The organism is Paracoccus sp. J55, from assembly GCF_000513975.1.
In the GTDB taxonomy this organism is placed as follows: domain Bacteria; phylum Pseudomonadota; class Alphaproteobacteria; order Rhodobacterales; family Rhodobacteraceae; genus Paracoccus.
In genome coordinates this window covers 49,539-63,016 of the sequence record NZ_AZVA01000023.1, presented here as the reverse complement: position 1 = coordinate 63,016, position 13,478 = coordinate 49,539, and the positions used below count along the sequence as shown (strand labels likewise).

The following is a 13,478-nucleotide window of genomic DNA, read 5'->3' as shown; positions in this document are numbered from 1 at the left end:
GCGGCGCTGATCGTCGGCCAGGCCGGCGATTACGACCACATCGCCGCGCCGGCGACCACCGATGCCAAGAACGTCATGCCGCGGGTTGCGGCGCTTCTCGACGTGATGGTGCTGTCGGACGTCTCGGCCATCCTCGATGCCGAGACCTTCGAGCGGCCGATCTATGCCGGCAACGCCATCCAGGTGGTGAAGTCGCGGGACGCGAAGAAGGTCTTCACCATCCGCACCGCCAGCTTCGACGCGGCCGGCGAGGGCGGTTCGGCCAGCGTGGCCGAGACCGCCGCTGCCGCCGATCCCGGCCTGTCGGCCTGGGTCGCCGATGAGGTGGCCGAGAGCGACCGTCCCGAGCTGACCTCGGCCAAGCGTGTGGTCTCGGGCGGCCGCGGCCTCGGCTCGAAGGAGAGCTTCGCCATCATCGAGCAGCTGGCCGACAAGCTCGGCGCCGCGGTGGGCGCCAGCCGCGCGGCGGTGGATTCGGGCTATGCCCCGAACGACTGGCAGGTCGGGCAGACCGGCAAGGTCGTCGCCCCCGAGCTCTATGTCGCGGTGGGCATCTCCGGCGCCATCCAGCACCTGGCGGGGATGAAGGACAGCAAGGTGATCGTGGCGATCAACAAGGACGAGGAGGCGCCGATCTTCCAGATCGCCGATTACGGCTTGGTCGGCGACCTGTTCTCCGTGGTGCCCGAACTGACCGGGAAGCTCTGAGGGCTTTCACCGTTTCGCAAATACTCCGGGGGAGCGCTCCTGAGGCCCCGTCGAGGGGCCGCAGGGGCGCGGGGGCAGAGCCCCCAACCGCCCGGAACATATCCCGAAAACCGCCCGGCCGCCCGCCGGGCGGTTTTTACATTGAACCTTCGGGGCGCTTGCGCCTATCGTCCCGACTGACCGACAAAAGGATGAGGTTCATGGCGATTCAATCGGTGGGCGTGATCGGCGCCGGGCAGATGGGCAACGGCATTGCCCATGTCTTCGCGCTGGCGGGCTATGACGTGCTGATGACCGACATCTCGCGCGAGGCGCTGGACAAGGCCGTGGCGCAGATCGACCGCAACCTGGACCGCCAGGTCAGCCGCGGCAAGATCTCGGCCGAGGACAAGGATGCGGCGATGAAGCGCATCACCACCACCATGACGCTTTCCGATCTGGGCAAGACCGACCTGATCATCGAGGCCGCGACCGAGCGCGAGACCGTCAAGCAGGCGATCTTCGAGGATCTGCTGCCGCATCTGAAGCCCGAGACCATCCTGACCTCGAACACCTCGTCGATCTCGATCACCCGGCTGGCCAGCCGCACCGACCGCCCCGAACGCTTCATGGGCTTCCATTTCATGAACCCGGTCCCGGTCATGCAGCTGGTCGAGCTGATCCGCGGCATCGCCACCAACGAGGAGACCTACAAGGCCCTTGTGGACGTGGTCGAGAGGATCGGCAAGACCTCGGCCAGCGCCGAGGACTTCCCCGCCTTCATCGTCAACCGCATCCTGATGCCGATGATCAACGAGGCGGTCTATACGCTTTACGAGGGCGTCGGCTCGGTCAAGTCCATCGACCAGTCGATGAAGCTGGGCGCCAACCATCCGATGGGGCCGCTGGAGCTGGCGGATTTCATCGGCCTCGATACCTGCCTGGCGATCATGAACGTGCTGCACGAGGGGCTGGCGGACACCAAATACCGGCCCTGCCCGCTTCTGGTGAAATATGTCGAGGCGGGCTGGCTGGGCCGCAAGACCGGGCGCGGATTCTACGACTATTCCGGCGAAGAGCCGGTTCCGACGCGATAGGGGGCTCTGCCCCCATGCTTGAACGGCCCCTCGACGGGGCCGCTCAAGCATTCCCCCGGGATATTTGGGCAAGAAAGAAGCTCAGGTCTTCTTGCCGATGCGGGGTTCTGTCCCGGCGAGGATGCGGCTGATATTGGCGTGGTGGCGGATGAAGATCAGCGCCGCCATGAACACCGTCACCGCCGCCATGCGCGGGCCGTCGAGCCAGAGGGCGAGGAAAGGCGTCAGCGCCGCCGCCACCAGCGCCGAGAGCGAGGAGATCCGGCCGACCAGCGCGGTCAGCAGCCAGATCCCGCAGGCCGCGAGCCCGAGCCGCCAGTCGAGCGCCAGAACCGTGCCGAGGAAGGTGGCGACGCCCTTGCCGCCCCGGAACCCCAGCCAGACCGGGAACAGGTGGCCCAGGAAGGCCGCCGCCCCCGCGACCAGCGCCGCCTCCGGACCGGCGAGCCAGCGCGCCAGCAGCACGGCGATGGCACCCTTGCCGCTGTCCAGGACCAGCGTCGCCAGCGCCGCCGGCTTGTTGCCGGTGCGCAGCACGTTGGTCGCACCGATATTGCCCGAGCCGATCCGGCGCAGGTCGCCCAGCCCCAGCGCCCGGGTGATGACGATGCCGAAGGGCACCGAGCCCAGAAGATAGCCGATCACGGCCCAGAGGATCAGGCTCATGCGTCCTCTCCGAAGACGCGGCGCCCGGCGACCCAGGTGCCCAGCACCCTGCCCTCCATCCGCGCGCCGTCAAAGGGGGTGTTCTTCGACTTCGACAGCAGGGTGAAGCGGTCCAGCACGAAGGGCGCGTCCGGGTCGAACAGCAGCAGGTCGGCCGGCGCCCCCGCCGCAAGCCGCCCGCCGGGCAGGCCGAGGCGGCGCGCCGGATTGAGCGACATGGCCCGCCAGAGCTGCGGCAGGCTCAGCCCGCCCTGATGGTAAAGCCGCATCGCCGCCGGCAGCAGGGTCTGCAGCCCCACCGCGCCCGGCGCCGCCTCGGCGAAGGGCAGGCGCTTGCTTTCCTCGTCCTGCGGGGTGTGGAAGCTGGCGATCACGTCGATCAGCCCCTCGGCCACCGCCTCGACCATGGCCAGCCGGTCCTCCTCGGAGCGCAAGGGCGGGGTGAAGCGGAAGAAGGTGCGATAGCCGCCCACGTCATATTCGTTGAGCGTCAGGTGATGGATCGAGATGCCGGCACTGACGTCCAGCCCGGCCTCGCGCGCGCGGCGCAGCGCCGGCAGGCTGGCCGCAACGGTGATCTGGTCGGCATGGTAGCGGGCGCCGGTCATCGCCACCAGCGCCAGGTCGCGGTCGAGCCCCATCACCTCGGCCATGGGCGAAACCGCCGGCAGGCCGTAGAGCGAGGCGAACTTGCCGCCGGTCGCCGCGGCGCCCCTGGACAGGCCCGGCTCCTGCGGATGGCCGACGATCAGCGCGCCCAGGCCGCGGGCATAGGTCATGCAGCGCGACAGGAGCCGGGTGTCCGAGACCACCCGCACCCCGTCGGTGAAGGCCACGGCGCCGGCATCCTGCAGAAAGCCCATCTCGACCATCTCGCGCCCTTCGCGGGCGCGGGTCAGCGCCGCCATGTGGCGGATGTTCACCGGCGCGTCGGCCGCCCGGCGGGTGGCGAATTCCAGCGATTCCGGCGCATCGATCGGCGGCATCGTGTCGGGCCGCGCGATCACCGTGGTCACGCCCCCCGCCGCCGCCGCCAGCCCGGCGCTGCGGAAGCTTTCCTTGTGCCGCTCGCCCGGCTCGCCGATCTTGACGCCCCAGTCGATCAGCCCGGGCGCGAGGCATTTGCCGCCGCAGTCGATCAGCTCGGCGCCTTGCGGGGCGTCGGCGCCCATCGCCTCGATCATGCCGTCGCGGACGGTCAGCGAACCTTCCTCGACCGATTGCGCCTCGGGGTCGACCAGCCGGGCATTGTGGAAGTGCAGGATCATGCCATCATCTCCGCCGCCTTGGCGCCGCGCTCGGCGCGCAGGTTGCGCGCCAGCAGGTCCATCGCCGCCATGCGCACCGCGACGCCCATTTCCACCTGATCCTGGATCACCGAACGGTTGATGTCGTCGGCGATGGTGCCGTCGATCTCGACCCCGCGATTCATCGGCCCCGGATGCATGACGATGGCATCGGGCGCCGCCAGCGCCAGCTTCTCGGCGTCCAGCCCCCAGCGGTGGTAGTATTCCCGCTCGGACGGGATGAAGCCGCCGTCCATCCGTTCCCGCTGCAGGCGCAGCATCATCACCACATCGGCGCCCTTCAGCCCCTCGCGCATGTCCTCGTAGACCTCGCAACCCCAGTCCCGCGCCCCCGAGGGCATCAGCGTCGCCGGGCCGACCAGCCGCAGCCGGTTCTCCATCTTGCCGAGCAGGATCAGGTTCGAGCGCGCCACGCGGCTATGCGCGATATCGCCGCAGATCGCCACGGTCAGCCGGTGCAGCCGCCCCTTGGCGCGGCGGATGGTCAAGGCGTCCAGAAGCGCCTGGGTCGGATGCTCGTGCCGCCCGTCGCCCGCGTTCAGCACCGCGCAATTCACCTTCTGCGCCAGCAGGTCCACGGCGCCCGACTGCGGATGGCGCACCACCAGCAGGTCGGGATGCATGGCGTTCAGCGTCAGCGCGGTGTCGATCAGCGTCTCGCCCTTCTTTACCGAACTGGTCTGCATCGCCATGTTCATCACATCGGCGCCCAGCCGCTTGCCGGCCAGTTCGAAGCTCGACTGCGTGCGGGTCGAGTTTTCGAAGAACATGTTGATCTGCGTCATCCCCGCCAAGGCATCGGAATGCTTCACCGTGCGGCGGTTCAGATCCACATAGGTCTCGGCCAGGTCGAGAAGCGTGGTGATCTCGGGCGGGGCGAGCGGCTCGATCCCCAGAAGATGGCGGGCACGGAACATGGCTTGGGTCCCCCAGGTCGCGGTCGGCCCTCTATGGCAAAAGCCGCGCGGCCCGGCAAGCGGCCCCGGCCCCGATATCGGCCCCTTGCATCGGCGCGGATTTTGCCGCATCGCGGAACGATGAACAGCAAGGGCCATGTCAGCTTCGTCTCGTCAGGACCGGGGGACCCGGACCTGCTGACCCTGCGCGCCGCGCGCCTGCTGGCCCAGGCGGATGTGGTGCTTTACGACGACCTCGCCTCGGGCCCGGTGCTGGACCAGGCCGGGCCGCAGGCCGAGCGCATCCCGGTCGGCAAGCGCGCCGGCCGCCCCTCGGCCAAGCAGGAAAACGTCAACGCCCTGCTGGTCGAACATGCACAGGCCGGCAAGCATGTGGTGCGGCTGAAATCCGGCGATTCCGGCATCTTCGGCCGGCTCGAGGAAGAGTTGACGGCGCTGCGCCGCCACGCCATCCCGTTCCAGATCGTGCCGGGCGTGCCCTCGGCCATGGCCGCCGCCGCCGTCGCCGGCCTGCCGCTGACCCGGCGCCAGACCGCGCGCCGGCTGCAATTCGTCACCGGCGCCGACGTGACCGGCGGCCTGCCCGAGGACCAGAACTGGGCGGCGCTGGCCGATCCGCGCGCCACCACCGTGGTCTTCATGGGCCAGCGCACCTTCCCGCGCATGGCGGCGCTGCTGGTCGAAAACGGCCTGCCCCCCGACACGCCGGCGCTGCTGGCCGAGGCGGTGGGCCATCCGCACCAGCGCCTGATCCGCAGCACCGTGACCGGCCTTGCCGCGCAGCTTGCAAGCGAAGGCCCCAGCCCGCATCCGGCGCTGATCCTCTACGGCCCGCTGGCCGAGGGGAACTGAGCCCTTCACCGTTTTCCAAATACTCAATATTGCGCCCGTGCGCCCATGGACTATGCTGGCCGCCGAGAGAGGACCGCCATGCTGGGTTTCGTCACCATCCAGGACCATGCGCCGGGCGCCGGCGACCGGCTGCTGACCGCCACGGCCGAGCGGCTGGCCGCCGCCGGGCTGCGGCTGGCCGGCGCGGTGCAGATCAATACTGAAATCAGCCCCGGCTGCGAATGCGACATGGACCTGCGCATCCTCGGCGATGACGGCCCCTTGGTGCGCATCACCCAGTCGCTGGGCGCGGGCTCGCAGGCCTGCCGGCTGGACAGCGAGGCGCTGACCCGCGCCGTCGCCCGCACCGAATCGGTTCTGGACCGCGGCGCCGAGCTGCTGATCGTCAACAAGTTCGGCAAGCAGGAATGCTTCGGCCGCGGCTTTCGCGACACCATCGCCCGGGCGCTGGCCGCGGGCATCCCGGTGCTGGTGCATGTCCCCGACGAACAGCTGCCGGGCTTTCGCGACTTCGCCGGCGACCTGGCCGAACATGTCGCGGCCGAGCGCATCGAGGACTGGTGCCGCACGCAGCTGGCCCGCCCTGCCGCATGAGCCTGCTGCCATGAGCCTGCAGATCGACGCGCGCGGCCTTCTGTGCCCCCTGCCGGTGCTGCGGCTGCGCAAGCGGCTGATGGCGCTGCCCCGGGGCGCGCGGGTCACGCTGCTGGCCACCGACCCCGCCGCGGTGATCGACGTGCCGCATTTCTGCGCCGAATCCGGCCACCGGCTGATCGGCAGCCGCGAGGTGGCGCCGGGCGAGACCGAATATACCGTCGAGCGCGGCCCCGCCTGCGCCATCGCCGCGGACTGATGCTGGCGATCTTCCTGAAGACCCTGCCCTTCTTTCTCGTCATCGGCACGGGCTGGCTGGCGGGGCGCACGCGCTTCTTCCCGCCCGAGGCGACCGGCTGGCTGACGAAATTCGTCTTCTACTTCGCGCTTTCGGCCATGCTGTTCCGCTTTGCCGCGACGCTGGACGTGGCCAGCCTCTTCGACCCCGCTTTCGTCCTGGCCTATCTGTCAGGCTCGGCCGCGCTTTGGGCCCTGGGTTTCGCGGTGGCGCGCTGGCGCCGCCAGCCGCTCGCCACCGCGGCGATGGAGGCGCATACGGCAATGACCGGCAATACCGGCTTTCTGGGCGTGCCGATGCTGGTCGTGCTGCTGGGCGAACGCGCCATCGGCCCGGTGCTGATGGTGCTGACCATCGACATGGTGGTGTTCTCGACCCTCATCACCCTGATCGTCACCGCGGCAAGGCAGGGGCGGGTGCGGCTCTCGACGCTGGTGCCCTTGCTGCGCGGCATCGTCTCGAACCCGATGATCGTCTCGATGCTGGCCGGCCTGGCCTGGGCCGGGCTGCACCTGCCGATGCCGGGCCCGCTGGACGAGTTCCTGGCGCTGCTCGGCGCCTCGGCCACGCCGGGGGCGCTCTTCGCCATCGGCGCCAGCCTCGCCGGCCGCGCGGCCGAGCGCATGGGCCCGGCGCTCTGGCTCAGCTTCGCCAAGCTGGTGCTGCATCCGCTGGCCGTGGGCATCGCCGCGCTGGCGGTCTTCGGGGTCGAGCCCTATGCGGCGGGGGTGATGATCGCCGCCGCCAGCCTGCCGGTCGCGGGCAATGTCTATATCCTCGCGCAATATTTCGGCACCGCCGTGCAGCGCGTCTCGGCGGCCATCCTGATCTCGACCGCGGCCAGCATCGCCACGGTTCCCGTCGTCATTCACTGGATCACGAAAGGCTAGACCATGCGCGACATCTCGGCCCTGACGCTCGACAACCTGCTGTTTCGGATGGACGAGGACGGCATCGCCACCGTCACCCTGAACCGCGCCGCCAAGCGCAACGCGCTGAGCGCCGAGACCATCGAGGAGCTGGTCGAGGTCTTTTCCGCCCTGCCCGCCTCGGGCGCCCGCGCCGTGGTGCTGCGCGCCGAGGGGCCGCATTTCTGCGCCGGGCTGGACCTGGTCGAGCACGGGCGCGAGCAGCGCAGCCCCGCCGAGTTCATGCGCATCTGCCTGCGCTGGCACGAAGCCTTCAACAAGATCGAATACGGCGGCGTGCCGGTCATCGCGGCGCTGAAGGGCGCGGTGGTCGGCGGCGGGCTGGAGCTGGCCTCCTCGGTCCATATCCGGGTCATGGACGAGACCACCTATTTCGGCCTGCCCGAGGGCCAGCGCGGGTTGTTCACCGGCGGCGGCGCCACCATCCGCGTGCCGCGGCTGATCGGCCAGGCGCGCATGGTGGACATGATGCTGACCGGCCGGCTTTATTCCGGCGAGGAGGCGGTGCAGGTCGGGCTGGCGCAATACCGGGTCGCGGACAGCGAGGCCAAGGCCTATGAGCTGGCCCGCCGGGTGGCGCAGAACACGCCCTTGTCGAATTTCGCCGCCTGCTCGGCGATCTCGCACATGCAGAACATGTCGGGGCTGGACGCCGCCTATGCCGAATCCATGGTCGCCGGCATCGTCAACACCCAGGACGCGGCCAAGGGCCGGCTGGACAGCTTCGCCCAGGGCACGGCGCAGAAGATCAAGCCGGAGGCCGAGGCGGGCTGACCGCCCGACCGCGGCCGCCCGGGTCAGTCCACCGGCCGGATCAGCTTCTTCTCCAGCACCCGCAGCACGGTGGGCAGGTCGTGGCCGCGCTTGAGGATGCGCCCGTCCATGCCGATCACCGCATATTGTCCCTGCGCGTTGCGCAGCTTGGGCCGCTTTTCGATGCGATAGAGCGGATGCTCGGCCGCCCGGCGAAACACCGAGAACACCGCCATATCGCGCAGGAAGGACATGGCATAGTCGCGCCACTCGCCCGCCGCGACCATGCGCCCGTAAACCGACAGGATGACGCCCAGTTCGGCCCGGTCGAAGGCCACGCGATCATGCTCGGACGGGAAACCGAAGGGCATATTCATCATAGGCGAATGGTGACACCGCCCCGGCACGCAATCAACGAAAAAGGGCCGCCGCGCGCCAGTTTGCCGATCTGCCCGCAACGCCCGGCGTCAAAACCCGGCGCGCTGCCGCCCGGCCATGCGCGCCAGCGTGCCGTCGCGCCACATCCCCTCATGCACGCCCACCATGAGGACATGGCCCGCGATCAGCGCCAGCAGCAGCCAGGCCATCTCGCCATGCAGCGCATCGCCGATCCCCACCATCCAGCCGATCGGCGGCTGCCGGGCGGCGAAGATCTCGAAGCCGAAGGGGGCAAAGGCGCGCTCGCCACCATAGGCGCGCAGCAGGGCGGCGAGCGGCACCAGGGCCATCACCAGATACAGCGCCCCATGGCCCAGCCGCGCCGCCAGCCCCAACAGCCCCACGCCATGGTCGGGCCGGTTGCGGCGGTTCGCCAGCGCCCAGAGCACCCGCAGCACGATCAGCAGGAACAGAACCGTGCCGACCTTCTGATGCGAGCCGACGAAGAAGGACACCAGCGGCGTGCGGCCCAGCGCCAGCCGCAACCCCATGCCCAGGAACTGCCACAGCATCAGCGCCGCGATGCTCCAATGCAGCAGCCGCGTCAGCTTGCCATAGAGCCGGGCGGAGTCGCGCCAGGGAAGGGAATCGGGGGTCATGGCGGCTCCTGCGCGGTCCGGTCGCGCCCGGGTAAAGTTGACTAATTTTCTTAGCGACAGTATGGCCATGGCCCGAAACGGGCAAGACCCGCGAACCTGTCTGCGGGGTAACATGGTCGTCAGCATCCGTTTCGTTTCCGTTTCCCTTGTGCCTGCCAGGGTGTGGCCCAGATGAATGCTCAGAATCGCGACCTCCCGACCGAGACCGGCTGCCCGCTGACCGAGGCGCAGGAGGGGCTTTGGTATGTCCAGGCGCTGGACCCGGACAACCCGATCCTGAACACCGGGCAATATCTGGAACTGACCGGCCCGCTGGACCGCGACGCGCTGGCCCAGGCCGTGCAGCGCACCATCGCCGAGACCCCGGCCCTGGCGCTGCGCTTCGCCGCCGGGCCCGAGGGGCCGCGGCAATGGCTGGGCCTGCCGCCGATCCTGGGCTTTGCCGACCTCTCGGCCCAGCCCGATGCCGAGGCGCAGGCGCTGGCGCAGATGCAGGCCGACAGCCGCCGCCCCTTGGACCTCGCGCGCGAGCCGGCCGGGGCGCTGGCCCTGATCGCACTCGGCCCCGAGCGGCATTTCCTTTACGAGCGCATCCACCACCTGGCCATCGACGGCTACGGCATGGTGCTGGTGACCAACCGCATCGCCGCGCATTACGCCGCGCTAGTGGCCGGGACGCCCGAGCCCGAGCCCTTCGGCCCGCTGGCGCTGGCGGCCGAGGAGGACGCAGCCTGGCGCGCCTCGTCCCGGCGCGCGGCAGATCGCGACTGGTGGCACGCCCAGCTTGCCGGCCTGCCCGAGGTCGCGGGCCCGGCGCCGGGCCGTGCGGTCAGCGGCCATGACTTCCTGCGCGATTCGCGCCGGTTGCCGCAGGCGCTGCTGGACCTGCTGGCCGCCTATGCCGCCCGGCACCGGCTGGGCTGGCCGGATGTGCTGAACGCGCTTTGCGGCGCCTATCTGGCGCGCTGGACCGGGGGCGAGGCGGTGATCGGCCTGCCCTTCATGGCGCGGATGGGTCGCAGGATCGCGCAGGTGCCCTGCATGGCGATGAACGTGCTGCCGCATCGGCTGCGTCTGGACGAGGACGCGCCGCTGCCCGAATGGCTGGCCGCGCAGTCGAAGGCCATGGCCCAGGCCCGCCGCCGCGGCCTCTATCGCAGCGAGCTTCTGCGGCGCGAACTGGGGCTGGTCGGCGGCACGCGGCGGCTTTACGGCCCGCTTGTGAACGTGCAGCCCTTTGACAAGCCGCCGGAATTCCCGGGGCTCGACTGCCGGCTGCACATCCTGGGCGCCGGGGCGGTGGACGACCTGACGCTGACCTTCCGCGGCGACCCTGAAGCGGGCATGATCTTCGAGGTGGACGCGAACCCGGCGCTCTACGCCCCCGAGGAGGTGCGCGGCCATGGCGACCGGCTGGCGGCCTTCCTGGCCGCGGCGCTTGCCGCCGAAACCCTGGCCGAGGTGCCGACCGCCAGTCCCGCCGAGATCGCCGCGGCAAGGGCGCGGGCCGAAGCGACGCGCCACCCCCTGCCCGACACCACCCTGACCGCGCTGATCGAGGCGCAGCTTGCCGCCACGCCCCAGGCCCCCGCCGTCAGCTTCGGCGTGGACAGCCTGGACTTCGCGGCGCTCGACCGCCGCAGCGCCGCCCTGGCCGCGCGGCTGCAAGAGCTCGGCGCCGGTCCCGACCGCATCGTCGCGGTGGCGCTGGAACGCTCGCTTGAGCTGCCCGTGGCGCTGCTGGCGATCCTGCGCGCGGGCGCCGCCTATCTGCCGCTGGACCCGGCGCATCCGCCCGAGCGCATCGGCCGCATCCTGGCGCAGGCCCGGCCGGCCGCGGTGCTGACCTCGGCCGATCTGGCCGGGCTGTTCCCCCCGGGCACCGGGCTGCTGCTGCCCGCCGACTGGCCCACCGACCCGCCGGTCGAAGGCCGCCCCAAGGCCGCGCCGGCCCCGGACGATCTGGCCTATGTGATCTTCACCTCGGGCTCGACCGGCGAGCCGAAGGGCGTCGCCGTCGAGCATCGCGCCATCGTAAACCGCCTGCTGTGGATGCAGGCGCATTACGGCATCAATGCCAGCGACCGCATCCTGCAAAAGACCCCGGCAACCTTCGACGTCTCGGTCTGGGAGTTCTTCCTGCCGATGATCGCCGGGGCCGAGCTGGTCATGGCGCCGCCCGGCGCGCATCGCGACCCCGCCGCCATCGCCCGGCTGATCCGGGAACGCGGGATCACCACCTGCCATTTCGTGCCCTCGATGCTCTCGGCCTTCCTGGCCTCGCCCGCCTCGCAGGGGCTGGCGATGGCCCGCGTATTCTGTTCGGGTGAGGAGCTGACGGCGGATCAGCGCGACCGCTTCCACGCCCGCATCCGGGCCGAGCTGCACAACCTCTACGGCCCGACCGAGGCGGCGGTGGATGTCAGCTTCTGGCCCGCCGGGCCCGAGGACCGCGCGAACCCGATCCCCATCGGCTTTCCGGTCTGGAACACGGCGCTGGAGGTTCTGGACGAGCGCATGCGCCCGGTGCCGCCGGGCCTGGCCGGGCACCTGTATCTGGGCGGCGTGCAGCTGGCGCGCGGCTATCTGGGCCGGCCCGACCTGACGGCGGAACGCTTCGTCGACGCGCCGCAGGGGCGGCTTTACGCCACCGGCGACCTGGCGCGGCTGCGGCCGGACGGGGCGGTGGTCTATCTGGGCCGCTCGGACCACCAGGTGAAGATCCGCGGGCTGCGCGTCGAGCTGGGCGAGATCGAGGCGGCGATCATGGCCTCGGGCCTGGCCCGCGAGGCGGTGGTGATCGCGCGCGAAGACCATGCCGGCGAAAAGCGCCTCGTCGCCTATCTGGTGCCGGCGGCGGATTGGCGGCCGGGCCTGCTGGCCGAGCGGCTGGCGGCCAGCCTGCCCGCCTATATGCTGCCCGCGGCCGAAGTGGCGCTGAAGGCCCTGCCGGTCACGTCGAACGGCAAGCTGGACCGCAAGGCGCTGCCGGCGCCGGCATTCGCCGCCGCCGGCCGGGCGGCCGAGACCCCGACCGAACGGCTGCTGGCACGGCTTTACGCCGAGATCCTGCACCTGGACGCCCCCGCCCCGGCCGAGGCGGATTTCTTCGCGCTCGGCGGCGATTCGCTTTCCGCTGTGCGGCTGGCGCAGGCGCTGGAAGCCGCGACCGGCCGCGACCCGGGCCTGGGCACCATTTTCGAGCAGCCGGTGCTGGCCGCCCTGGCCGCCGCGCTGGATGCGCAGGCGCCCCGTGACGACGGGCTTGGCCCGCTGATCCTGCTGGCCGAGGGCGACCCGCAAGCCGCGCCGCTGTTCCTGATCCACCCGGCCGGCGGCCTGGCCTGGGGCTATCGCGGGCTGGCGCGGCGCATCGCCCCGGCGCGGCGGGTCTGGGGCTTGCAGCATCCCGGCCTCGACCCGACAGTGGCCATGCCCGAGAGCCTGGCGGCACTGGCCCGGGACTATGCGCAGCGCATCGCGGCGCTGGTGCCGGAAGGCCAGCCGGCGCATCTGGCCGGCTGGTCGGTCGGCGGCATCCTGGCGCAGGACATCGCGGTGATCCTGTCCGCGACCGGGCGCGAGCCCGGCCTGGTCGCCATGCTCGACAGCTATCCCTGCGATGCCTGGCGCGACGAGCCCGAGCCCGATCCGGTCGCCGCCCTGCGCGCCCTGCTGGCCATCGCCGGCTACGATCCCGAAGCGCATCGCGACCTGGATACGCGCGAGGCGGTGGTGGCCTTCCTGCGCCGGGGGGACAGCGCGCTTGGCGCCCTGCCCGAGCCGGTTCTGGACGGAGTGGTGCGCACGGTGACCGGCACCAACCGGCTGATCCGCGGCCATCATCACCGCCGCTTCGGCAGCACCGTCACGCATTTCCGCGCCGCGCGCGACCACAAGGACCGCACGCTGACGCCCGAAATGTGGGCGCCCTATGCCGCCCGGCTGGAAGTCATCGACCTGCCCTTCCTGCATGCAGAAATGACCTCAGCCGAGGCCACGGCGCTGATCGCGCCCGAACTCAGCCGGAGGCTGGATCGGGGCTGACGGCCGGGCGGCCGGGCCCTGCCGCCGGGCGCATCGCGGCCGGCGTTCCGGCGCGCGGAAAGGCCAGCGCGAACACCCCGCTGGCCAGCCCGCCGATCAGCCAGGCGATGCCCAGCAGGATTTCATTCGCATCGGCCTGCAGCTGCGCGATCCCGCGCGAGACGTAAAGACCGGGAATGCCCTCTTGCACCTAGGCCGCGCCGATCAGGCACAGCCCCACCCCCAGCAGAACCAGGAAATATCTGGCGAACACCATCCGAATCCTCTTTCCTTGCCGGCCGACAGCCAAGCACG

14 protein-coding genes are annotated in these 13,478 nt (G+C 70.7%); 8 read left to right on the top strand and 6 right to left on the bottom strand.

The genetic code is table 11. From position 1 onward, the window contains the following. The coding region (locus PARJ55_RS0116145) for an electron transfer flavoprotein subunit alpha/FixB family protein (RefSeq protein WP_028713987.1) at positions 1 to 708 on the top strand (708 nt) is incomplete at its 5' end. A 200-nt stretch (positions 709 to 908) separates the two neighbouring features. Further along, positions 909 to 1,784 carry a 3-hydroxybutyryl-CoA dehydrogenase gene (locus PARJ55_RS0116140; RefSeq protein WP_028713986.1) on the top strand — a complete coding sequence of 292 codons (876 nt, stop codon included), beginning with the start codon at positions 909 to 911 and terminating at the stop codon, positions 1,782 to 1,784. 81 nt (positions 1,785 to 1,865) lie between these two features. Here the strand turns inward: PARJ55_RS0116140 and plsY are convergent, their stop codons facing one another. Genes plsY through PARJ55_RS0116125 form a run of 3 tightly spaced genes read right to left on the bottom strand, consistent with a single transcriptional unit; the run spans position 1,866 to position 4,674 of the window. Then, positions 1,866 to 2,450 carry a glycerol-3-phosphate 1-O-acyltransferase PlsY gene (gene plsY / locus PARJ55_RS0116135; RefSeq protein ID WP_028713985.1) on the bottom strand — a complete coding sequence of 195 codons (585 nt, stop codon included), beginning with the start codon at positions 2,448 to 2,450 and terminating at the stop codon, positions 1,866 to 1,868. Then, entirely contained in the window at positions 2,447 to 3,718 is a 1,272-nt protein-coding gene (pyrC, locus tag PARJ55_RS0116130; protein ID WP_028713984.1) for a dihydroorotase, read from the bottom strand. The genes plsY and pyrC overlap by 4 nt, the downstream gene beginning before the upstream one ends. Continuing rightward, on the bottom strand, positions 3,715 to 4,674 hold the full coding sequence (locus PARJ55_RS0116125) for an aspartate carbamoyltransferase catalytic subunit (RefSeq protein WP_028713983.1): 960 nt from the start codon (positions 4,672 to 4,674) through the stop codon (positions 3,715 to 3,717). The genes pyrC and PARJ55_RS0116125 overlap by 4 nt, the downstream gene beginning before the upstream one ends. Positions 4,675 to 4,794: 120 nt before the next feature. On the opposite strand from PARJ55_RS0116125, the gene cobA reads away from it, so the two are divergent. The 5 genes from cobA (at position 4,795) to PARJ55_RS0116100 (ending at position 8,121) form a co-directional block, all read left to right on the top strand. Then, a complete protein-coding gene (cobA, locus tag PARJ55_RS0116120) occupies positions 4,795 to 5,526 on the top strand; it encodes a uroporphyrinogen-III C-methyltransferase (RefSeq protein ID WP_028713982.1) in 732 nt (243 codons plus the stop codon). A 78-nt stretch (positions 5,527 to 5,604) separates the two neighbouring features. Continuing rightward, positions 5,605 to 6,120 (top strand): DUF2478 domain-containing protein, encoded by a 516-nt coding sequence (locus tag PARJ55_RS0116115; protein ID WP_028713981.1) that lies wholly within the window; start codon positions 5,605 to 5,607, stop codon positions 6,118 to 6,120. 10 nt (positions 6,121 to 6,130) lie between these two features. Continuing rightward, positions 6,131 to 6,379: a sulfurtransferase TusA family protein gene (locus tag PARJ55_RS0116110; RefSeq protein WP_036698857.1), complete on the top strand. Its 249-nt coding sequence runs from the start codon at positions 6,131 to 6,133 to the stop codon at positions 6,377 to 6,379. Continuing rightward, positions 6,379 to 7,308 carry an AEC family transporter gene (locus PARJ55_RS0116105; protein ID WP_028713979.1) on the top strand — a complete coding sequence of 310 codons (930 nt, stop codon included), beginning with the start codon at positions 6,379 to 6,381 and terminating at the stop codon, positions 7,306 to 7,308. The genes PARJ55_RS0116110 and PARJ55_RS0116105 overlap by 1 nt, the downstream gene beginning before the upstream one ends. Before the next feature lie 3 nt (positions 7,309 to 7,311). After that, positions 7,312 to 8,121, top strand: coding sequence for a crotonase/enoyl-CoA hydratase family protein (locus tag PARJ55_RS0116100; protein ID WP_028713978.1), 810 nt, complete (start codon positions 7,312 to 7,314; stop codon positions 8,119 to 8,121). A gap of 23 nt (positions 8,122 to 8,144) precedes the next feature. Here PARJ55_RS0116100 and PARJ55_RS0116095 read toward each other — a convergent pair whose 3' ends face one another. Together PARJ55_RS0116095 and PARJ55_RS0116090 are read right to left on the bottom strand one after the other, a co-directional pair. Beyond that, positions 8,145 to 8,477 (bottom strand): DUF2794 domain-containing protein, encoded by a 333-nt coding sequence (locus PARJ55_RS0116095; RefSeq protein ID WP_028713977.1) that lies wholly within the window; start codon positions 8,475 to 8,477, stop codon positions 8,145 to 8,147. A gap of 90 nt (positions 8,478 to 8,567) precedes the next feature. Continuing rightward, entirely contained in the window at positions 8,568 to 9,137 is a 570-nt protein-coding gene (locus tag PARJ55_RS0116090; RefSeq protein WP_028713976.1) for a cytochrome b, read from the bottom strand. 171 nt (positions 9,138 to 9,308) lie between these two features. Here PARJ55_RS0116090 and PARJ55_RS0116085 point away from each other — a divergent pair, with 171 nt between their 5' ends. Next, positions 9,309 to 13,184 carry a non-ribosomal peptide synthetase gene (locus PARJ55_RS0116085; RefSeq protein ID WP_028713975.1) on the top strand — a complete coding sequence of 1,292 codons (3,876 nt, stop codon included), beginning with the start codon at positions 9,309 to 9,311 and terminating at the stop codon, positions 13,182 to 13,184. Here PARJ55_RS0116085 and PARJ55_RS0116080 read toward each other — a convergent pair. Beyond that, positions 13,159 to 13,374, bottom strand: coding sequence for a hypothetical protein (locus PARJ55_RS0116080; protein ID WP_028713974.1), 216 nt, complete (start codon positions 13,372 to 13,374; stop codon positions 13,159 to 13,161). The genes PARJ55_RS0116085 and PARJ55_RS0116080 overlap by 26 nt on opposite strands. Positions 13,375 to 13,478 lie beyond the last annotated feature (104 nt).

Bases quoted from the DNA above. Each gene is read 5' to 3' on its own strand.
- PARJ55_RS0116140 (WP_028713986.1), top strand. From the start codon at position 909: ATGGCGATTCAATCGGTGGGCGTGATCGGCGCCGGGCAGATGGGCAAC.
- plsY (WP_028713985.1), bottom strand. From the start codon at position 2,450: ATGAGCCTGATCCTCTGGGCCGTGATCGGCTATCTTCTGGGCTCGGTG.
- pyrC (WP_028713984.1), bottom strand. From the start codon at position 3,718: ATGATCCTGCACTTCCACAATGCCCGGCTGGTCGACCCCGAGGCGCAA.
- PARJ55_RS0116125 (WP_028713983.1), bottom strand. From the start codon at position 4,674: ATGTTCCGTGCCCGCCATCTTCTGGGGATCGAGCCGCTCGCCCCGCCC.
- cobA (WP_028713982.1), top strand. From the start codon at position 4,795: ATGAACAGCAAGGGCCATGTCAGCTTCGTCTCGTCAGGACCGGGGGAC.
- PARJ55_RS0116115 (WP_028713981.1), top strand. From the start codon at position 5,605: ATGCTGGGTTTCGTCACCATCCAGGACCATGCGCCGGGCGCCGGCGAC.
- PARJ55_RS0116110 (WP_036698857.1), top strand. From the start codon at position 6,131: ATGAGCCTGCAGATCGACGCGCGCGGCCTTCTGTGCCCCCTGCCGGTG.
- PARJ55_RS0116105 (WP_028713979.1), top strand. From the start codon at position 6,379: ATGCTGGCGATCTTCCTGAAGACCCTGCCCTTCTTTCTCGTCATCGGC.
- PARJ55_RS0116100 (WP_028713978.1), top strand. From the start codon at position 7,312: ATGCGCGACATCTCGGCCCTGACGCTCGACAACCTGCTGTTTCGGATG.
- PARJ55_RS0116095 (WP_028713977.1), bottom strand. From the start codon at position 8,477: ATGAATATGCCCTTCGGTTTCCCGTCCGAGCATGATCGCGTGGCCTTC.
- PARJ55_RS0116090 (WP_028713976.1), bottom strand. From the start codon at position 9,137: ATGACCCCCGATTCCCTTCCCTGGCGCGACTCCGCCCGGCTCTATGGC.
- PARJ55_RS0116085 (WP_028713975.1), top strand. From the start codon at position 9,309: ATGAATGCTCAGAATCGCGACCTCCCGACCGAGACCGGCTGCCCGCTG.